Here is an 18532-nt window from a genome sequence, read left to right as displayed (position 1 = left end):
GCCCGGTATGCCGGATCCGCGACGGCCCGATGACAGGGCCGCCGCAACGTCCCCGATGGATCAGACCGCCGCGGCGGCCTCGACGAAGCCGCGCGCCTGCGAGACCCACGAATCGCGGTCGATGCGGCCGTTGAGCTTCAGGTCGGCATCGACCTTGGCGACGTCCTCGGGCGTCATCGCGGCGATCTGCCAGTAGTGGTAGATCCCGGCGTCGTTCAGCTTCTGCACGATCTGCGGGCCGGCGCCGTGGAGCTTGGTCAGGTCGTCCGGCGCGCCGCGCGGGGCGGCGAGCAGCTCGAAATGCTCGGTCGTCTCGGCGAGCATCGCCACGTCGGCCGGGTCGAGGGCGTCGGACTCGACCGAGACGGCCGCGTCGTCGTTGGCCGGCAGCTCCTCGGCCATCGGCTCCTCGGAGGCACCGAGATCCATGCCGGACGAGCCCTGGGCCCGCGAGATGCCGTCGATGGCGGCCTTGGCGATCAGGTCGCAGTAGAGCGCGATGGCGCGGCCGGCATCGTCGTTGGCCGGGACGATGTGGGTGATGCCGTCCGGGTTGCAGTTGGTGTCGACGATGGCGGCCACCGGGATCCCGAGGCGGTTGGCCTCCTTGATCGCCAGCTGCTCCTTGTTGGTGTCGATCACGAACAGCAGGTCGGGCACGCCGCCCATGTCCTTGATGCCGCCGAGCGCCTTCTCGAGCTTCTCCTTCTCACGGGAGAGCATCAGGCGCTCCTTCTTGGTCAGGCCCGGGCCGCCGGTCTCCAGCGTCTCGGTGACCTTGCGCAGGCGCGAGATCGAGCCCGAGATCGTCTTCCAGTTGGTGAGCATGCCGCCCAGCCAGCGGGAGTTGACGTAGTACTGGGCCGAGCGCTTGGCGGCATCGGCGATCGTGTCGGCCGCCTGGCGCTTGGTTCCGACGAACAGCACGCGGCCGCCCTTGGCGACGGTGTCGCTCACCGCCTGCAGCGCCTGGTGCATCGCCGGCACGGTCTGGGCGAGGTCGATGATGTGGATGTTGTTGCGCGTACCGAAGATGTACGGCTGCATCTTCGGGTTCCAGCGGTGGGACTGGTGACCGAAATGGGCGCCCGCTTCGAGGAGCTGACGCATAGAGAAATCGACGGCCATGATTCTTGTACGCTCCGGTTAGATCCGCCGCGGAGGGATGCAGCCGTCCGAGGACTCGGACGGCCACCGGAAGACGCCTCATTCAGGCATGAGGCCGGCTCCGCGTGTGGGATGGGCCGGCGCTTAGCAGAGGGCGGGGTCGGAAGCAAGGCTTCGCGGGGAGACCGCAAGCAGGTCCAAGAACGTGGGGCCGCTTCGCGGCGGAACCTCGTGCTCGATCCCGGGTCGCATTCCGCTGGCGCTGCATGCGCCCAAGAGAGGGCGTCGCGCTTTCAGCGGAACCGCCACCCTTCCCGGACAGGTGCAGCGAAGCGGAACCCCATCCGGGACCGAGCACAGGAACAGCCGCGCCAGCGGCGCCGTCTCTCAGTCAGAGCCTTTGACGGACGGCGCGTTCGACACTCCGACATTCGCCCGGACCCTCCGGGAGAAGGCCACGGTCTCTCCAGAGCAGGCGGAGGGCTGGGCCGATGCCACGGCGGAGGCGTTGCAGGGCGATCCGGTCACCAGAGCGGATCTGCGCGCCGCGCTGGCGGATATACGGTCCGAGATCGGGCTCTGCATTGACAGGCGCGCAGCCCGGATCACCCGCCCGCGAACACGGCGGCCACATCGGCGGCCGTCATCACTCGGTAGGCCCCCGCGGCCAGATCCGCCGGCAGGTCGAGCCCGCCGACCCGGTCCCGGTGCAGCGCGGTCACGTGGTTGCCCACGGCGGCGAACATCCGGCGGACCTGATGGTAGCGCCCCTCCATCAGCGTCACCGCGCAGTGCGTGTCATCCTCGACATCGAGCCGCACCGGCAGCAGCGGCCGCGCCTCGCCCTCCAGCAGCAGCGTGCCCGAGGCGAACACCGCCGCCTCGCTCCCCGCCAGCGGCCTATCCAGGGTGACGCGGTAGCGCTTCGCCACCTGGGCCTTCGGACTGATGATCCGGTGCAGGAGCGCGCCGTCGTCCGTGAGCAGCAGCAGGCCCGAGGTCTCCTTGTCGAGCCGGCCGACCGTGGAAAGTGGCGGCTCGCGGCGGCGCCAGCGCTCCGGCAGCAGCCCGTAGACCAGCGGCCCGGCCTCCTTGTGCGAGCAGGTCACGCCCAGCGGCTTGTGCAGCATCAGGCACAGGCCGGGCAGCGGATCGAGCGCGGCACCGTCGATCGTCAGGCGGTCCGGCAGATCCGGGTCGAGGGCGATCCGGTCGCCGGCATCGCCCAGATCCGCGCCGTCCAGGCGGAGCGCGCCCGCGCGGGCGAGGCCCTGGATCTCGCGGCGCGAGCCGTAGCCGAGATTGGCGAGCAGCTTGTCGAGCCGCACCGAGCGCGCCGCGCTCACCGGCGCGCCTCGTAGACCCGGTAGCCGCCCGCCTGCGCCGAAACGGCCACGGACCGGAACGTCTCGCGCAGGACGGCCTCGTAGGGCAGGTGCGCGTTGGCCACGAGCCAGAGCGTCCCGCCCGGCCGCAGCACCTCGGAAGCCCGGGCGATGAAGGCCCGGCCGAGGGACGGGTCCTCGGCACCGCCCGCATGGAACGGCGGATTGGTGACGACGAAGTCGAGGGGGTCCGGCACGATGCCGGGCGCGCGGACATCCGCCCAGTGGATCGTGGCCCTCGGGTCGGCGACGTTGCGGCGCGCCATCTCGACGGCCCGGCGGTCGATCTCCACCAGCGTCATCGCGGTCACGGCCTCCGAGCCGAGAACCGCCCGGGACAGGATCCCGAGGCCGCAGCCGAGATCCGCGCCCCGACCCTTGAGGGGCGGCAGTTTGGCCAGGAGCAGCGCCGTGCCGGGATCGAGCCGGTCCCAGGAGAAGATCCCGGGCTGCGTGCACAGGGCGAGGTTGTCGACGTGGCGGGGGCTGCCCTCGTCGATCGCCTCGGCCAGCCCGGCCAGGGCCGGCGGCCGCTGTGTCGTGCAGATCCGGTGGTGTCGGCGCGGCTGGTCGGCGGCGGCACAGCCGAACGTCGTCAATTCCTTGGCCAGGCGGGTGCCGCCCCGGTCCTTCGGCGCCAGGGCGACCATGCGGCCGCCCGGCCCCAGGGCGCGCAGTACCTGCGCGAGCACGTAGCGCCGCTCCACCGTGCCGGGCGGCGCCAGCACGGTGGCGACGTCGAGGCTGTTCTCGGACAGATCCTCGAGCCGGGTCGCACCGGGGATCAGGGGGGAAACCTGGACGGCGTCACCGGGGACCTCGGCAAGGTCCGTCGGCGGCAGGCCGTAGACGGCATGTCGCATGAATGATTCGGGAGTTGGAGAGCCGGCTTCGGAACGCGAATCCGTGGCGGTGCGGGCGGGACCCGCGCCCGACTCGGATCATCCGGGGGAACGGCCCGTTTTATACCGGAACCGGTCCGGAAGCCCAGCCTGCCGCCGCCGCTTCGACGCGCCGGCCGGTCAGCCCCGGGGGAATTCGAGCCCCATCTCGCGGTAGCGCGCCGGATCGTCCGCCCAGTTCTCCCGGACCTTCACGTGCAGGAACAGATGGACCTTGGCGTCGGCCGCCTCGGCGATCCCGATCCGGGCCGCCTGCCCGATCGCCTTGATGGTCTGGCCTCCCTTGCCGAGCACGATGGAACGCTGGCTTTCCCGTTCGACGAAGATCGTCTGCTCGATCCGGACCGACCCGTCGGGCCGGATCTGCCACTGGTCGGTCTCGACCGTGGAGCGATAGGGAAGCTCTTCGTGCAGCCGGTCGTAGATCTTCTCCCGGGTGATCTCGGCGGCGAGCATGCGCAGGGGCGCGTCCGAGACCTGGTCCTCCGGATAGAGCCATGGCCCCGCCGGCATCCGGGCGGCGAGCGCCCGGCGCAGGTCGCCGACGCCGTCGCCCTTCAGCGCCGAGATCATGAAGGTCTCGGCGAACGGCGAGGCCGCATTGAGCTTGGCGGCGAGGTCGAGGAGACGCTCGCGCGGGATCAGGTCGATCTTGTTGAGGATCAGCATCTTCTCGCGCTTCACCTCCCCGAGGCGGCTCAGGATCGCCTGAACCTCCTCGTCCATGCCCTTGCGCGCGTCGACCAGGAGGCAGACCGCGTCGGCGTCGGCGGCGCCGCTCCAGGCCGAATGCACCATCGCCCGGTCGAGCCGGCGCTTCGGCGCGAAGATGCCCGGGGTGTCGACCAGGATGACCTGGGCGGAGCCCTCGATCAGGATGCCGCGCACCAGCGCCCGGGTCGTCTGCACCTTGCGCGAGACGATCGAGACCTTCGTGCCGACGAGGCTGTTCAGGAGCGTCGACTTGCCGGCATTCGGCACGCCGATCAGCGCCACGAAGCCCGCCCGGGCGTCGGCCGGCATTCCGGGAAGGGCGGACGGGTCGTTCGCGGCCCCCGGGGCCGGTCCCGCATCCTGATCGTGCTCGGTCATGGTGTCTCCGTCGGCCCCACCTCCGGCAGGGTCCCGATCCCCTCCCGCGCCATCAGCGCCTGCGCGGCCGCCTGTTCGGCGATCCGCTTCGATGTACCCTCGCCGACGCCGGGCTCAAGGCCCTGGACCTGAACGGCGATGCGGAACCGCGGGGCATGGTCGGGCCCGGTGCGCTCCACCACCGCGTATGTGGGGATCGGCAGGGCCCGCCCCATCGCCCATTCCTGCAGGGCCGACTTGGCATCGCGGCCCCGCGAGGCCGCCGTCGGCTCGCCCGGATGGAAATGCGCCTCGACCACCGCCCGGGCGGCGTCGAACCCCGCGTCGAGGTAGATCGCACCGAGGATCGCCTCGCAGACGTCGGCCAGGATGGTCTGGTTGCGGCGGCCGCCGCCCATCACCTCGCCCTGGCCGAGGATCAGGTGCGGCCCGACCTCCCAGGCGGCGGCCACGACCGCGCAGGTCTCGCGGCGGACGAGGGCGGCCAGCCGCCGGGAGAGATCGCCCTCGTCGGCCTCGGGAAATGCGGCGTAGAGCCGGTCCGCCACCGCGAGTCCGAGCACGCGGTCGCCGAGGAATTCCAGCCGCTGATAGCTGCCGCCGCGGCCGGCGGCCTTGCTGGTATGGGTCAGGGCGCGGGTGAGGAGTTCCGGGTCGGCGAAGCGGTATCCGATCCGCTCCTCCAGCGCGCTCAGGGGCGGCCGCGGCTTGTGGGCCCGGCGCCCCCGCGCTGAGGTCCGCGACTGGGCGGCGTCGTCCAAGTCCGAACCGGTCAATGGATCGTCGAGAACAGGCGCGTCCAGCGGACATGGGCCGGCCAGTTCCAGACCTGCCACGCCGGCGTGCCCTCGTCGATCGAGAAGAAGATCATCTCGGCGCGGCCCACGAGGTTGGCGAAGGGCACGTAGCCGACGCTGGCAAGGTCACGCGAATCGGTGGAGTTGTCGCGGTTGTCGCCCATCATGAAGAAGTGCCCGGGAGGGACCGTGTAGAGCTCGGTCTTGTCCCAGAAGCCGTTGTCGCCGTCGCGCTCGATCACCCGGTGGACGACGCCGTTGGGCAGCGTCTCCATGTACTGCGGCACCTTGGTGGCCTGGCCGTAGGGATCCGTCGTCTCGTAATCGGTGATCCGCTCGCGCTTGACCGCCTTGCCGTTGATGTTGAGCACGCCGTCGATCATCTGGATCTTGTCGCCCGGCAGGCCGATCACCCGCTTGATGTAGTCGGTCGCGTTGTCCTTGGGCAGCTTGAACACCGCGATGTCGCCGCGCTTCGGCTCGGCCCCCCAGATCCGGCCGTCGGCCTGCATCGGAATATATTCCGACAGCGGCAGCGAGTACTTCGAGTAGCCGTAGGAGTATTTCGAGACGAACAGGTAGTCGCCGATCAGCAGCGTCGGCACGAGCGAGCCGGAGGGGATGTTGAACGGCTGGAACAGCAGGGTGCGCACCACCAGGGCGATGAGGAGCGCCTGGATGCCGACCTTCAGCGTCTCGCGGATGCTGGCCCAAGTGCCGGTCTCGGCGGGTTTCCTGAGCGGCTTGCCGTCGTAATCCACGCGCGCGTCCCGTCTTCGGTTGAGGTTCCGTCGCCTGCCGCCAGCGGGGCGCGGCCCCGCCGCGCGCGGCTCTCAGATGTGCGGTTGTCCCGAGGAATGCGCCGCAATCGTGTCCGCTGTGAGCGGCGGTCTAGACCAAGCGCGAGCCCCCCGCAACGCGCGACCGTGGCCGGCTAATCCCGGACCGCGTCCTCAAACGGCGATCGCGGCCGGTAGCGCCTCGATGATCACGAAGGCTTGTGCCATCGGCGGATCGTCCGTGAGGCTCACGTGCAGGCGCGCCGCGTGCCCCTCCGGCAGCAGCGCGGCGAGGCGCTCGGCCGCGCCGCCGGTCAGCCGCAGGGTGGGCTGGCCGGAGGGCAGGTTCACGATTTCCATGTCGCGCCAGAACACGCCGGCGGCGAGCCCCGTGCCGAGCGCCTTGGCGCAAGCCTCCTTGGCGGCGAAGCGCCGGGCGTAGCCCTCCGCGCGGGCGGCCCGCCGGTCGCAGCGCGCCCGCTCCCCCTCGGTGAAGACCCGGTGGGTGAAGCGCTCGCCGTGCCGCTCCAGGGTCCGGGCGATCCGGCGGATGTCGCAGAGGTCCGAGCCGATCCCGACGATCATGGGTGCCGCGCCCGATCCATCGCGGACCGCATGTCGCGCACGGCCTGGGCGAGCCCCACGAAGATCGCGTCGGCGATCAGCGCGTGGCCGATATTCAGTTCCCGGATCTGCGGCAGGGCGGCCACCGGTCCGACGCTGCCGAGGGTCAGTCCGTGACCGGCATGGATCTCCAGGCCGAGGCCGGTCCCGTGCTCGGCCGCGCGCCGGATGCGGCCCAGCTCGTGCGCGGTGCGCGCCGCATCGCCCGCGAGAGCTGCCTCGCAGTAGCTGCCGGTGTGCAGCTCGACCACGGGCGCGCCGAGCGCACGGGCGGCGTCCATCACCGCGGGCTCCGGCTCGACGAACAGCGAGACGCGGATGCCCGCCTCCGCCAGAGCCCGGATCCGCGGCGCGAGGTGGTCGCGGCCGCCGACGATGTCGAGGCCGCCCTCGGTGGTGCGCTCCTCCCGCTTCTCCGGCACGAGGCAGGCGGCATGGGGCCGGGTCGCCAGGGCGATCCGCACCATCTCGTCGGTGGCGGCCATCTCGAAGTTGAGCGGCACCGAGAGGTCGCGCTTCAGCGCCGCGATGTCCGCGTCGCGGATGTGGCGCCGGTCCTCGCGCAGATGCGCGGTGATGCCGTCGGCGCCCGCCTCGGCCGCGAGCAGCGCGGCCCGCACCGGATCGGGATAGGGGCCGCCGCGGGCGTTGCGCACGGTGGCGACGTGGTCGATGTTGACGCCGAGGCGCAGCGTTTCGGAACTCATCCGTTCGTTCGTCCCCATGTCGACGCGATCCGGCTGATTGGCGCGACGGGTTCGGAGGGCGCGGGGCGCGCCGGACTCCGGAGGCTGCGATATGCTGGCGTTCGCGCGCTCCGACAAGACAGGGGGCGGGATGGCGGACCGTCGCGCGGCGAGCCCTGCGCCGGGTCCGGGTGGCACTCCGCCGGCGTCGCAGGCGCCCGGGAAACGGCGTCGCGGTCCCTCCTGAACCGCCCCTGTCCCGGACGGGGGGCGAGGGCGGAACCTGGTCCGGAATCCGGGACGAGACCAAACCGCCTCGCGGCTCCATGCCCAAACCGCTTCGACTTGCCATCCCGGCAAAAACACTCTATCGGCCGCCCCTCGCGTTCGCTCCGGCCGGGGGCTGAACGGACGGTGCCGCATGCGGCATGGGGCTCCTGCAAAGAGTCCGTCGTCCGGTGTCTCCGCCTTCGATCAACCGCTCGGGCCTGAAAATCGGCTCGAAGGGCTTGGCGCCGAGCGTCACGCGAGATGAACCGGCCCGAACCAGTCGCCTCCGGGCGGCCGGGCTCCTTTTGACGCTGAAAGGCCCGATATGCCTCTCTATGAGCATGTGCTCTTGGCCCGGCAGGACGTGACGTCCCAGCAGGTCGAGACGATGATCGACACCTACAAGGGTGTGATCGAGCAGAACGGTGGCCGTCTCGAGAAGATCGAGATGTGGGGCGTGAAGTCCCTCGCCTACCGGATCAAGAAGAACCGCAAGGCGCATTTCGCTCTCCTCAACATCGACGCCCCCCCGGCCGCCATCGCCGAGATGGAGCGCCAGATGCAGATCTCCGAGGACGTGCTGCGCTTCATGACCGTCCGGGTCGAGGAGCTCGACTCCGAGCCGTCTGCCATGATGCAGAAGCGCGACCGCGACGATCGCAAGGACCGCGAGCGCGGCCGGCGTCGCGATGACGAGGGCTTCGGCGGCGGTGGCGGCTTCGGCGGCGACCGTGGTGACCGCGGCGACCGCGGCGAGCGCAGCTTCGGCGGGGAGGGCTAACCCATGGCTTTCGGTGCTGGTGCGGGCGGCGGACGCCGTCCCTTCTTCCGTCGTCGCAAGACTTGCCCGTTCTCCGGTGCGAATGCGCCGAAGATCGACTTCAAGGACGTCAAGCTCCTGTCCCGCTACGTGTCGGAGCGCGGCAAGATCGTGCCGTCGCGGATCACCGCGGTCTCGGCCAAGAAGCAGCGCGAACTCGCCCAGGCGATCAAGCGCGCCCGCTTCCTCGGCCTGCTGCCCTACGTGATCAAGTAGGCCGTCCAAGCCTGCCGGCCCGGCATCAGCCCGGGCCGGCCTTCTCGCAGAGGGCGGCCCGCGCCGCCCGATCGTTGGGGCGCGTCGCCGCCTCTAACCCTGCCGCAGCGGCAGCGGGACAGCGGATTTCATGGCACAGCATATCGGCATCGGTATCGGCGCGGGCCTCGTCTCGGCACTCCTGTTCGGGGTGCTTCTGAAGGCGACCCCGCTGGCGATCCTGCTCTACCTCGTGTCGCCGCTCCCGATCCTGATCGTGGGCCTCGGCTGGAGCCGCAAAGCCGCGCTCGCCGCGGTGGTGACCGGAAGCCTCGCGCTTGCCCTGGTGATCGCGCCCTTCATGGGGCTCGCCTACGGCGCCTACATCGCCGTGCCGGCGTGGTGGCTCGCCTACCTGGCGCTGCTCGGGCGCGAGACGCCGGCCGGCCTCGAATGGTATCCGACGGGACGCCTCCTCGGCTGGATCGCCGCCACGGCCGCCCTCGCCTTCATCGCCATCGCGGTCCTGTCCTCGCCGAACCACGCCGCCTTCGACGCGCAGCTGCGCGGGCTGGCCCAGACGCTGGTGCAGGCCCGCATGCCGGCGGGCCGGGCGACGGTCGACGCCCGCTCCGACGCGACACCGGCGGACCGGGACGAGGCCGCCCGAGACGAAGGCGGCCGGGCGACGGCCGCCGATCCGGCGGCATCTGCGCAGGCTGCCGATCCGGCCGAGGTCACCCGGACCGAGATGGCCGACGCCCTGGCGCGGGTAATCCCGGCCTTCGCCACCAACGGGCTGGCGCTGCTCCTGACCTTCTATCTCTGGGCTTCGGCGCGGATCGTGACGATCTCCGGCCGCCTGCCCCGGCCCTGGCCCGACATCCCGGCGACCGCCATGCCGCGCACGACGCTGGCGACCCTCGCGGCGGCGATCCTGATGTGCTTCGCCCCCGGCTACGTCGGGGTCTTCGGCGTCGCCCTGGTCGGCGGCTTCAGCGCGGCCTTCGCGCTCCAGGGCCTTGCCGCCTTCCACGACCGCTCGCGCGGCCGGCCCGGGCGCGCCCTCATGCTGTTCGGCATGTACCTGATTCTGTTCGTGACCCAGGGCATCGCTCTGGTCGCCCTCACCCTGTTCGGCCTCGCCGACACAGCCCTCGACCGCCGTCGTCCGAAGGACCATCCGGCGCCGTGAAACCCCGGCCGCAGCGGCCGACCACCTGAAGGAGAAAGACCATGGAAGTGATCCTGCTCGAGCGCGTGGCCAAGCTCGGCCAGATGGGCGAGACCGTGAACGTCCGCCCCGGCTTCGCCCGCAACTTCCTGCTCGCCCGCGGTAAGGCGCTGCGCGCGACGGACGCCAACAAGAAGCACTTCGAGTCCCAGCGCGCCCAGCTCGAGGCCCGCAACCTCGACCGCAAGAAGGACGCCGAGGCCGTCGCCGAGAAGCTGAACGGCCAGAGCTTCGTCCTGATCCGCCAGTCGGGCGAGAGCGGCGTGCTGTACGGCTCGGTCTCGACCCGCGACCTCGCCGAGGTCGTGGCCAAGGACGGCTTCACGGTGGATCGCGGCCAGTTCATCCTGAACCAGCCGATCAAGACCCTGGGCCTTCACGCCGTCCCGGTGATCCTGCACCCCGAGGTCGAGGTCCAGATCACCGTCAACGTCGCCCGCAGCCCCGAGGAGGCCGAGCGCCAGGCCCGCGGCGAGTCCGTGACAGAGCGCGAGGCGTTCAACCTCGACGACCTCGGCCTGGAAGTCGGCATGGCGCTAGCCGATGCCGGCGAGGGTGCCGACGACCGCGGCTGATCTTCGGCTCTCTGGCCCGACCGGCTTGGGAGCCGGTCGGGGGCGCGGACGAGATCCCGGGCCGCGTCGCGGTCTGTGGTGCGCGGAGTCTGGTTCGGGGCGCGCCGCGATGCCGCCCCGGCGAGGATCGCCACGATCCCTGTATACCGGTGAACATTGGGGATGATCCGCCCCGCGGCTTGACACGTTCCAGTTTTGTTCCAGCATGGACGCCCGCTGCTCGCGAGAGTCGGCGGGCGTCCGTTTGTTCGGGGTTTCCCGGGGGAAGCCGGGCGTCGGCTAAGCTTCGGTAACCATACCGGGGCCAAGGTCTTGCGGTGTGATCCTGGTGCGCCCGCCGCGGCGCCTGATACGGAGTCGTCCGCCGATGGCCCTGCCCAATGCGCTCACGGCCAAGCTCGAAGCGGTCCAGGCCGAGTACCGCGTTGCCCCGCACAACATCGACGCGGAGCAGGCGCTGCTCGGCGCGATCCTGGTGAACAACGACGCCTATTACCGGGTGTCGGACTTCCTCCTCCCCGAGCATTTCATGGAGGACGCCCACCAGCAGATCTTCACTGTGGCGGGCTCGCTGATCCGGGCGGGCAAGCTCGCCACGCCCATCACCATGAAGACCTACCTGGGCGACGCCGATTTCGGCGGCCAGACGGTGATGCAGTACCTCGCCCGGCTCGCCGCCGACGCCACCACGGTGATCAACGCCGGAGATTACGGCCGCACCATCTACGACCTGGCCATCCGCCGCCGACTGATCACCATCGGCGAGGATTTGGTGAACGGCGCCTACGAGGCGCCCGTGGAGCAGGCGCCCCGCGACCAGATCGAGGAGACGGAGCGGCGGCTCTACGAGTTGGCGGAGGCGGGGCGGTACGACGGTGGCTTCCAGAAGTTCTCGGACGCGCTCACCGCCGCGGTCGACATGGCCGCCAAGGCCTACCAGCGCGACGGCAAGCTCTCGGGCATCGCCACCGGCCTCACGGATCTCGACGCCAAGATGGGCGGCCTGCAGGCCTCCGATCTGATCATCCTCGCGGGGCGCCCGGCCATGGGCAAGACCTCGCTGGTGACCAACATCGCCTTCAACATCGCCAAGGCGTATCGCGGCGAGAAGCAGCCCGACGGCACGACCAAGACGGTGAACGGCGGCATCGTCGGGTTCTTCTCGCTCGAGATGTCGGCCGAGCAGCTCGCCACCCGCATCATCGCCGAGCAGTCGGGGGTGCCTTCCTACAAGATCCGCCGCGGCGACATCCGGCCGGAGGATTTCTACAAGATCACCGACGCCGCCCGGGACATGCAGACGATCCCGTTCTACATCGATCAGAGCGGCGGCATCTCGATCGCGCAGCTGTCCGCCCGGGCCCGGCGCCTCAAGCGCCAGAAGGGCCTGGACCTGCTGATCGTCGACTATCTCCAGCTGCTCTCGGGCTCCGGGAAGCGCAGCGACAACCGCGTGCAGGAGATGACCGAGATCACCACCGGCATGAAGGCCCTGGCCAAAGAGTTGGCGGTGCCGGTGATCGCCCTGTCGCAGCTCTCCCGCCAGGTCGAGAACCGCGACGACAAGCGCCCGCAGCTCTCCGACCTGCGCGAATCGGGCTCCATCGAGCAGGACGCCGACGTGGTGATGTTCGTGTTCCGCGAGGAATATTACGTCGGCAACAAGAAGCCCCGGGAGGGCACCGAGGAGTTCTTCGCCTGGGAGGCCGAGATGCAGCGCGTCCACGGCAAGGCCGAGGTGATCCTCGGCAAGCAGCGCCACGGCCCCACCGGTACGGTGGAGCTGCAATTCGACGCCAACATCACCCGGTTCTCGAACCTTGCGCAGACGGACCGGATCCCCGAGCAGATCTGATAGGATCCGGTCCGTTCGCGGTCGATGGGCTGATCGTGCCGGCCGCGTCATCGCGCGCGGATCGAGGCCGCGGGCGAGACCGGACTCGACGAAGACGCATTCCCGGCGGCTTGTCCCTACGACCCGGTGACCATCCTGATGCGGCCTATCGCGTGGCCACCCGCCGACCGGACCTGACCGTCCGGGCCGGCATCACGCCGGCGCGAACCATCGCCGCACCCGGCCGTTGTGCGAGGACGAGTGTCCCGCCGCGGCAGGAACGATGATGACCGAGCCGACCCCTCCGAGGATGCCGTACTGGCACGTCTACACCGACGCGGAGGGGGTGAGCCGCCAGGCGCTGTTCCACATCGAGCGATTCACCTTCGAGGGGATCAATCCCCAGACCGCGCCGCAATGGAACGACAAGATGGATCCCGCGCCGTCGGTGGTGACCTTCACGGTCCTGCCGGTCGGATGGGTCGGCGATTGGCACGAGAACCCGCGCCCGCAATGGATCGCGATCCTGTCCGGCCGCTGGTTCGTCGAGACCATGGACGGCCACCGGGTCGAGATGGGCCCGGGCGAGCTGATGATGGGCGAGGACCAGAACACCCGGGAGCGGAATGGGCGGAAGGGCCATCTCTCGGGGACGGTGGGCGACGAGCCGTGCACGATGATCGTCACGGGACTTCAGGTCGAGCCGACCGTGAACCGCCCCGGTCGCTTCAAGTAGGGGCGGCGCCATGGACGGCTTCGAGCTGACCCAGCCGCGCTTCAAGGCCTACGTGCTGCCGAACGCGCCGCTGGAAAAACTCGCCGACGGCTTCCGCTGGACCGAGGGGCCGGTCTGGTTCGGCGATCGGGACGCGCTGCTGTTCTCGGACCTGCCGAACAACCGCGTCCTGCGCTGGTCGGACCGGGGCGGCCTCAGCGTGTTTCGCGAGGGGGGCGATTTCGAGAACGGCCACGCCCGCGACCGGCAGGGGCGGCTGCTCTCCTGCTCGCATCGCGGCCGACGGATCCACCGGACCGAACTCGACGGGCGGGTGACCGGCCTGGTGGAGCGCTACCGCGACCGGCGGCTCAACTCGCCCAACGACATCGTCTGCAAGTCGGACGGCACGATCTGGTTCTCCGACCCGCCCTACGGCATCCAGACCGACTACGAGGGCGGCAAGCAGGAGTCGGAGCTGCCCGCCGCGGTCTACCGGTTCGACCCGCGCGACGGCGCGCTGCGGGTGGTGGCAGACGACTTCCAGGGGCCGAACGGCCTGTGCTTCTCCCCGGACGAGCGCAGGCTCTACATCGTCGAGACCGGCCTCCAATTCGCCCCGGACCCCCTCCAGCACGTCCGGGTCTTCGACGTGGCCGAGGACGGCAGCCTGTCCGGCGGCGCCGTGTTCTGCACGATTGCGCCGGGCAACGCCGACGGTATCCGCTGCGACGAGCACGGCAATCTCTGGTCGAGCGCCGGCGACGGAATCCACTGCATCGATCCCGGCGGCGAACTCGTCGGCAAGATCCTGGTGCCCTCGACCGTGGCCAACCTCGCCTTCGGCGGCCGCAACGACAGCCGCCTCTTCCTCTGCGCGTCGCAGGCGCTCTACGCGATCTACGTGAACGTGCGCGGCGCGCGGCTGCTATGAGCGGCGTCCGCGCGATCGCGGGTTTCGGCCGCACCGTCTCGGATCTCGGGGCGACGGAAGCCTTCTACCGGGACGGGCTGGGCTTCGCGCGGCTCGCACCGCCGGAGCCCCTCCCGCCCGCGCAGGCGGAGGCCATGGGGCTCGCGGATCGTCGGGCGACACAATTGCGGATGCAGCTCGGCGCGCAGACCGTGACGTTCCTGGCGGTCGATCCGCCCGGCCTCCCCGCCCCGGCCGATCCGGTGGCGACGGACCCGTTCTTCCAGCACCTCGCGATCCCGGTGCGCAGCATGGACGCCGCGATGGCGCAGCTCGCCCGGGCCGGGCCCAAGCCGATCAGCCGCGGCGGTCCGCAGGCCCTGCCGGCCTCATCGGGAGGCGTCACCGCCTGGAAGTTCCGCGACCCGGACGGGCATCCCCTGGAGCTGATCTTCTTTCCGGATGGTCCCCCGGCGGAGCGGTGGCGCGCCGCGCCGGGCCTCTTTCTGGGCATCGACCACTCGGCGATCACCGTGACGGATCTCGACGCCGCCCTGGCGTTCCTCACCGGGCCCCTCGGTCTCAGGGTGGCGCAACGCGGCCTGAACCAGGGAGCCGAGCAGGGACGCCTCGACGGCGTTGACGATCCTGAGGTCGACGTGATCGCCCTGGAACCGCCCGCGGCGGAGCCGCACGTGGAAGTGCTGCACTATCGGAGACCGGCGGCCCGGCGTCCCTCCCCGTCCGTCTTCGGTCCGGGCGACACGGCCACCACACGCTTCGTGTTCGCGGTCGCCGATACGGACAATCTGTTGCGGGTGCTCCGCGAGGCCGGATGCGCACCGCACGGTTCCGCGGACGGCGCAGCCACCTATTGCGCCGGGCCGGACGGACACGGGTTCCTATTCCTGCGGGACAGCCCGTGATCGCCTGAACCACGTCCTGCACTTGACGCGCCGGCCCTCGGGCGTCCAATCCCGCGGCCCCGGAGGTCAGACCGATGCCGCTCCTCGCCCTGCCCTTTCCGGCCATCGATCCGGTGGCGCTCGCGATCGGGCCGATCACGATCAAATGGTACGCCCTCGCCTACATCGCCGGCCTGATCGGCGGGTGGTTCTACGCGCGCCGCCTCGTCATGGCCGACCGCCTGTGGGGCGTGGTCAAGCGCCCGCAAGTCGTCGACATCGACGACCTCGTCGTCTGGGTCGCGCTGGGCGTCGTGCTGGGCGGCCGGATCGGGTACGTGCTGTTCTACAATCTCCCGATGTACATCGCCGACCCGATGGAGATCCTGGCGATCCGCAACGGCGGCATGTCGTTCCACGGCGGTTTCCTCGGGGCGATCCTGGCCTTCCTGCTGTTCGCCCGGGCCAAGAAGCTCAACGGCTACACCCTCCTCGACATCGGCGCCGTGGTCGTGCCGATCGGACTGTTCTTCGGACGCATCGCCAATTTCGTGAACGGCGAGCTCTGGGGCCGCCCGGCGCCGGACTTCCCCTACGCCATCGTGTTCCCGAGCGGCGGGCCCCTGCCGCGCCATCCGAGCCAGCTCTACGAGGCGGCGACCGAGGGCCTCCTGCTGTTCATCGTGATGGCGATCAGCGTCCACAGGTTCGGCTTCCGCAAGCCGGGGCTGCTCGGCGGCATCTTCGTGCTCGGCTACGCGCTCGCCCGGACGTTCTGCGAGTTCTTCCGCGAGCCGGATCGCCAGCTCGGCTTCCTGTTCGGCGACAATCTCGGGCCCATGGGCGGCGGCGTGACCATGGGCATGCTGCTCTGCGTGCCGATGATGGTCATCGGCCTCACCTACATCGTCCTGGCCGCGACCGGCCGGACGCGGCCGCGCCACCCCGTGGAGACCCCGGCCTCCGAGGCGGCGCGCAAGGCGGCCGTCGAGGCGTGACGCCCCTCGGGACCGAGATCGCCGCGCTGATCCGCCAGAACGGGCCGATCGGCATCGACCGCTACATGGCGCTCTGCCTCGGCCATCCTGTCCACGGCTATTACCGCACCCGCGACCCCCTCGGCGTGCGGGGCGACTTCACCACGGCGCCCGAGATCAGCCAGATGTTCGGCGAGCTGATCGGCGCCTGGACGGCCTACGTCCACGGGCTGATGGGCCAGCCGGATCCGCTGCTCGTGGTGGAACTCGGGCCCGGCCGCGGCACCCTGATGGCCGACGCCCTGCGGGCGCTCCGTGCGGCGGCGCCCGGGCTGCGCGTCGTGCCGCACCTCGTCGAGACCAGCCCGGTGCTGCGGGCCGCGCAGGCGCGTGCGCTCCCGGGCACCGGGGCGGTATGGCATGACGGGATCGAGACCCTGTCCCCGGGTCGAGCGGTCGTCCTGGCCAATGAATTCTTCGACTGCCTGCCCGTGCGTCAGTTCGCGCGGCGGCCGACGGGCTGGCACGAGCGCCAGGTCGGCCTGGACCCGGACGGCGGCCTCGCCTTCGGCCTGTCGCCGGAGCCGACGCCGGGCCTCGACGCGGACGGCCTGGACGGCACCCTGATGAGCGTTCCGGCGGCCGGCCTCGGGCTGATCCGCACGCTGGCGCGGCGCCTGTGCGCCTCCGGCGGCGTCCTGCTGGCCATCGATTACGGTCACGCGCGTCCCGGCTTCGGCGACACCCTGCAGGCGCTGTCGGGGCACGCCTTCGCCGATCCGCTGGCCGCGCCCGGCACGGCGGACCTGACGCACCACGTCGACTTCGCGGCCCTCGCCCGGGCCGCGCGCGCCGAAGGGGCAGCGGTCCGTGGACCTGTGGAGCAACGGGATTTCCTGTTCGCCCTCGGCCTCGGTGCCCGCGCGGAGCGCCTGAAGGCCCGTGCCTCCGGGGCTCAGGCCGCGGAGATCGATGCGGCGGTCGCCCGGCTCACCGACCCGGCCGCACGCGGGATGGGCGGCCTGTTCAAGGTTCTGGCGGTGAGCGGCCCGACCGTCGGGCCGCTCCCGGGGTTTCCGGACGCCTGAGGCGTCCGATGCGGCGCGCAGGGCCGATCCGGCGAACGGGATCGGTCAGCCGAAGGAGCCGAAGCCGGAATCCGTCTGGCTCTGCGGCTGCGGCCTGGGCGGCGCGGGCGGGTTCGGATCGTTCCGATCCAGGGCCGCCGGCTCGCCCGTGACCGGGTGGGCGGGCGCGCTCGTGGTCCGGGGCTGGTCGGCCTCGGTCGGCTCGGTCAGGGCGTCGGTCTCGATCCCTCGTGACATCGCGATCCTTCTCGGAGGGAAGCCGGGCTCGGCTCCATTTTGCATTGCAACAAGAATCTGACGCCCGGACGACATCGTCAAGGGGGCGGCCGTGCGCTATCGCAGCGCGACAGGAACACCGCTCGAGGGGCGACCGTGACCGCAGGCATGTCGATCGAGGCGCCGGAACTCTCCGCGCACCCGGAGTTGCGCCACGCCTTCTTCACCCGGGCCGGGGGCGTCTCGGACGGTCTCTACGCCGCGCTCAACGGGGGGATCGGTTCCCGGGATGACCCGGAGCGCGTCGCGGAGAATCGGTCGCGGATGTGCGCTCATCTCGGCCTGGGCTCTGATCGCCTCGTCAGCCCGTACCAGGTCCATTCGGCCGATGTCGTCACCGTGACGGGACCCATCCCGGTCGCGGATCGCCCGAGAGCCGACGCCATGGTGACGGGCGTTGCCGGCCTCGCGCTGGGGATCGCCACGGCCGATTGCGGGCCGATCCTGTTCGCCGATCCCGCGGCGGGCGTCGTCGGGGCCGCGCATGCGGGCTGGAAAGGGGCACTGACCGGCGTGATCGGCGCGACCGTGGCGGCCCTGGAGGCGCTCGGCGCGCGACGCCACCGGATCGTGGCCGTCCTCGGCCCGACGATCGCGCAGGCCTCCTACGAGGTGGGCCCGGATTTCATCGCGCGGTTCCGGTCGGAGGCACCCGGGCTGGAGCGGTTCCTCGGCCCGGGGGTGCGGCCCGACTATGCCCAGTTCGATCTCCCGGGCTTCATCCTGGCCCGCCTCGCGGAGGCCGAGGTCGGCACGGCGGCAGCGCTGAACCTCTGCACCTATGCCGACCCGGAGCGGTTCTACAGCTATCGGCGCGCCACCCACCGCGGCGAGAGCGATTACGGGCGCCTGATCTCCGCCATCGCGATCGTCCCCTGAACCGGCCGGATCGGACGCCGGGAAGGGGGGTGCGACACTTTGTCAACGCGCCGGGGCAGGAAAAAGCGTGGCCGCAATCGAACCTTGACCATTCGAGCGCGTTGTGGGGTCAAGGTGCCGGGGAAAACGGCGGGTTGCCATAAGGGGCCGCGATGAGCGGTCGGCGACACCGCGGAGCATAAAGCAACCCTGGAACCGCTGGAACGCAGCCAGATCCGCGTTCCGTGAACGACCCGCGAGACGGGCGGCACGGAACCACCAGTGAGGACCAGACCATGAAATCCCTGTTCCGTGCCACCACGGCCCTCGTGGGCGTCGCCCTCGCCGGCTCCGCCTTTGCCGCCGACCTGCCGCGCCGGGCTGCCCCGCCGCCGGTGTTCACCCCGGTGCCGGTGTTCACCTGGACCGGCGCCTACTTCGGTATCAACGCCGGCTACGCGTTCGACGCCAGCAGCCGCAGCAACGGCTCGGCCTTCGGC

General features: G+C 70.8%; 20 protein-coding genes and 1 pseudogene. 12 read left to right on the top strand and 9 right to left on the bottom strand.

What is annotated here, in order from left to right; translation table 11 throughout:
• Positions 1 to 60: 60 nt before the first annotated feature.
• The 8 genes from MKL01_RS15405 to MKL01_RS15370 all read right to left on the bottom strand — a co-directional run bounded on the left by MKL01_RS15405 (position 61) and on the right by MKL01_RS15370 (position 7393).
• Positions 61 to 1128 (bottom strand): 30S ribosomal protein S2, encoded by a 1068-nt coding sequence (locus tag MKL01_RS15405; RefSeq protein WP_243906083.1) that lies wholly within the window; start codon positions 1126 to 1128, stop codon positions 61 to 63.
• A gap of 584 nt (positions 1129 to 1712) precedes the next feature.
• Complete coding sequence (locus tag MKL01_RS15400) at positions 1713 to 2453, bottom strand: pseudouridine synthase (RefSeq protein WP_243906082.1); 741 nt, start codon at positions 2451 to 2453, stop codon at positions 1713 to 1715.
• Positions 2450 to 3355 carry a class I SAM-dependent methyltransferase gene (locus MKL01_RS15395; RefSeq protein WP_243906081.1) on the bottom strand — a complete coding sequence of 302 codons (906 nt, stop codon included), beginning with the start codon at positions 3353 to 3355 and terminating at the stop codon, positions 2450 to 2452. The genes MKL01_RS15400 and MKL01_RS15395 overlap by 4 nt, the downstream gene beginning before the upstream one ends.
• A gap of 159 nt (positions 3356 to 3514) precedes the next feature.
• Positions 3515 to 4486, bottom strand: coding sequence for a GTPase Era (gene era, locus MKL01_RS15390; protein ID WP_409566263.1), 972 nt, complete (start codon positions 4484 to 4486; stop codon positions 3515 to 3517).
• Positions 4483 to 5262 carry a ribonuclease III gene (gene rnc / locus MKL01_RS15385; protein ID WP_409566262.1) on the bottom strand — a complete coding sequence of 260 codons (780 nt, stop codon included), beginning with the start codon at positions 5260 to 5262 and terminating at the stop codon, positions 4483 to 4485. Before rnc ends, era begins: the two co-directional genes overlap by 4 nt.
• Positions 5259 to 6044: a signal peptidase I gene (gene lepB, locus MKL01_RS15380; protein ID WP_243906079.1), complete on the bottom strand. Its 786-nt coding sequence runs from the start codon at positions 6042 to 6044 to the stop codon at positions 5259 to 5261. Before lepB ends, rnc begins: the two co-directional genes overlap by 4 nt.
• A 192-nt stretch (positions 6045 to 6236) precedes the next feature.
• Positions 6237 to 6647 carry a holo-ACP synthase gene (acpS, locus tag MKL01_RS15375; RefSeq protein WP_243906078.1) on the bottom strand — a complete coding sequence of 137 codons (411 nt, stop codon included), beginning with the start codon at positions 6645 to 6647 and terminating at the stop codon, positions 6237 to 6239.
• Complete coding sequence (locus MKL01_RS15370) at positions 6644 to 7393, bottom strand: pyridoxine 5'-phosphate synthase (protein ID WP_243906077.1); 750 nt, start codon at positions 7391 to 7393, stop codon at positions 6644 to 6646. The genes acpS and MKL01_RS15370 overlap by 4 nt, the downstream gene beginning before the upstream one ends.
• A 574-nt stretch (positions 7394 to 7967) precedes the next feature.
• Between MKL01_RS15370 and rpsF the strand changes: the two genes are divergently transcribed.
• The 10 genes from rpsF (at position 7968) to MKL01_RS15320 (ending at position 16898) form a co-directional block, all read left to right on the top strand.
• On the top strand, positions 7968 to 8423 hold the full coding sequence (gene rpsF / locus MKL01_RS15365) for a 30S ribosomal protein S6 (RefSeq protein WP_243906076.1): 456 nt from the start codon (positions 7968 to 7970) through the stop codon (positions 8421 to 8423).
• Between the two features lie 3 nt (positions 8424 to 8426).
• Positions 8427 to 8678, top strand: a complete 252-nt coding sequence (gene rpsR / locus MKL01_RS15360; RefSeq protein ID WP_243906075.1) for a 30S ribosomal protein S18 — start codon at positions 8427 to 8429, stop codon at positions 8676 to 8678.
• Between the two features lie 130 nt (positions 8679 to 8808).
• Positions 8809 to 9852 carry a DUF2232 domain-containing protein gene (locus MKL01_RS15355; protein WP_243906074.1) on the top strand — a complete coding sequence of 348 codons (1044 nt, stop codon included), beginning with the start codon at positions 8809 to 8811 and terminating at the stop codon, positions 9850 to 9852.
• Positions 9853 to 9893: 41 nt separating this feature from the next.
• Positions 9894 to 10466 (top strand): 50S ribosomal protein L9, encoded by a 573-nt coding sequence (rplI, locus tag MKL01_RS15350; protein ID WP_243906073.1) that lies wholly within the window; start codon positions 9894 to 9896, stop codon positions 10464 to 10466.
• A gap of 367 nt (positions 10467 to 10833) precedes the next feature.
• Positions 10834 to 12321, top strand: coding sequence for a replicative DNA helicase (locus MKL01_RS15345; RefSeq protein ID WP_243906072.1), 1488 nt, complete (start codon positions 10834 to 10836; stop codon positions 12319 to 12321).
• Between the two features lie 265 nt (positions 12322 to 12586).
• Positions 12587 to 13036, top strand: coding sequence for a cupin domain-containing protein (locus MKL01_RS15340; protein ID WP_243906071.1), 450 nt, complete (start codon positions 12587 to 12589; stop codon positions 13034 to 13036).
• A 10-nt stretch (positions 13037 to 13046) separates the two neighbouring features.
• Positions 13047 to 13949, top strand: a complete 903-nt coding sequence (locus MKL01_RS15335; protein WP_243906070.1) for an SMP-30/gluconolactonase/LRE family protein — start codon at positions 13047 to 13049, stop codon at positions 13947 to 13949.
• Positions 13946 to 14854 carry a VOC family protein gene (locus MKL01_RS15330; RefSeq protein ID WP_243906069.1) on the top strand — a complete coding sequence of 303 codons (909 nt, stop codon included), beginning with the start codon at positions 13946 to 13948 and terminating at the stop codon, positions 14852 to 14854. The genes MKL01_RS15335 and MKL01_RS15330 overlap by 4 nt, the downstream gene beginning before the upstream one ends.
• 74 nt (positions 14855 to 14928) lie before the next feature.
• Positions 14929 to 15831 carry a prolipoprotein diacylglyceryl transferase gene (gene lgt, locus MKL01_RS15325; RefSeq protein WP_243906068.1) on the top strand — a complete coding sequence of 301 codons (903 nt, stop codon included), beginning with the start codon at positions 14929 to 14931 and terminating at the stop codon, positions 15829 to 15831.
• Positions 15828 to 16898, top strand: a complete 1071-nt coding sequence (locus tag MKL01_RS15320; RefSeq protein ID WP_243906067.1) for a class I SAM-dependent methyltransferase — start codon at positions 15828 to 15830, stop codon at positions 16896 to 16898. The genes lgt and MKL01_RS15320 overlap by 4 nt, the downstream gene beginning before the upstream one ends.
• A gap of 45 nt (positions 16899 to 16943) precedes the next feature.
• Here the strand turns inward: MKL01_RS15320 and MKL01_RS15315 are convergent, their stop codons facing one another.
• Positions 16944 to 17135: a fibronectin-attachment protein (FAP) gene (locus MKL01_RS15315; protein WP_243906066.1), complete on the bottom strand. Its 192-nt coding sequence runs from the start codon at positions 17133 to 17135 to the stop codon at positions 16944 to 16946.
• Positions 17136 to 17282: 147 nt separating this feature from the next.
• On the opposite strand from MKL01_RS15315, the gene pgeF reads away from it, so the two are divergent.
• A complete protein-coding gene (pgeF, locus tag MKL01_RS15310; protein ID WP_243906158.1) occupies positions 17283 to 18053 on the top strand; it encodes a peptidoglycan editing factor PgeF in 771 nt (256 codons plus the stop codon).
• A gap of 275 nt (positions 18054 to 18328) precedes the next feature.
• Positions 18329 to 18532 (top strand): annotated as a pseudogene (locus MKL01_RS15305) (porin family protein); the annotation flags it as partial.

Source organism: Methylobacterium sp. J-070, assembly GCF_022829385.1.
Taxonomy (GTDB): Bacteria; Pseudomonadota; Alphaproteobacteria; order Rhizobiales; family Beijerinckiaceae; genus Methylobacterium.
This window is presented reverse-complemented; position numbering and strand designations above follow the sequence as displayed.

Bases quoted from the DNA above. Each gene is read 5' to 3' on its own strand.
- MKL01_RS15405 (WP_243906083.1), bottom strand. From the start codon at position 1,128: ATGGCCGTCGATTTCTCTATGCGTCAGCTCCTCGAAGCGGGCGCCCAT.
- MKL01_RS15395 (WP_243906081.1), bottom strand. From the start codon at position 3,355: ATGCGACATGCCGTCTACGGCCTGCCGCCGACGGACCTTGCCGAGGTC.
- era (WP_409566263.1), bottom strand. From the start codon at position 4,486: ATGACCGAGCACGATCAGGATGCGGGACCGGCCCCGGGGGCCGCGAAC.
- acpS (WP_243906078.1), bottom strand. From the start codon at position 6,647: ATGATCGTCGGGATCGGCTCGGACCTCTGCGACATCCGCCGGATCGCC.
- MKL01_RS15370 (WP_243906077.1), bottom strand. From the start codon at position 7,393: ATGAGTTCCGAAACGCTGCGCCTCGGCGTCAACATCGACCACGTCGCC.
- rpsF (WP_243906076.1), top strand. From the start codon at position 7,968: ATGCCTCTCTATGAGCATGTGCTCTTGGCCCGGCAGGACGTGACGTCC.
- rpsR (WP_243906075.1), top strand. From the start codon at position 8,427: ATGGCTTTCGGTGCTGGTGCGGGCGGCGGACGCCGTCCCTTCTTCCGT.
- MKL01_RS15355 (WP_243906074.1), top strand. From the start codon at position 8,809: ATGGCACAGCATATCGGCATCGGTATCGGCGCGGGCCTCGTCTCGGCA.
- rplI (WP_243906073.1), top strand. From the start codon at position 9,894: ATGGAAGTGATCCTGCTCGAGCGCGTGGCCAAGCTCGGCCAGATGGGC.
- MKL01_RS15345 (WP_243906072.1), top strand. From the start codon at position 10,834: ATGGCCCTGCCCAATGCGCTCACGGCCAAGCTCGAAGCGGTCCAGGCC.
- MKL01_RS15340 (WP_243906071.1), top strand. From the start codon at position 12,587: ATGACCGAGCCGACCCCTCCGAGGATGCCGTACTGGCACGTCTACACC.
- MKL01_RS15335 (WP_243906070.1), top strand. From the start codon at position 13,047: ATGGACGGCTTCGAGCTGACCCAGCCGCGCTTCAAGGCCTACGTGCTG.
- MKL01_RS15330 (WP_243906069.1), top strand. From the start codon at position 13,946: ATGAGCGGCGTCCGCGCGATCGCGGGTTTCGGCCGCACCGTCTCGGAT.
- lgt (WP_243906068.1), top strand. From the start codon at position 14,929: ATGCCGCTCCTCGCCCTGCCCTTTCCGGCCATCGATCCGGTGGCGCTC.
- MKL01_RS15315 (WP_243906066.1), bottom strand. From the start codon at position 17,135: ATGTCACGAGGGATCGAGACCGACGCCCTGACCGAGCCGACCGAGGCC.
- pgeF (WP_243906158.1), top strand. From the start codon at position 17,283: ATGTCGATCGAGGCGCCGGAACTCTCCGCGCACCCGGAGTTGCGCCAC.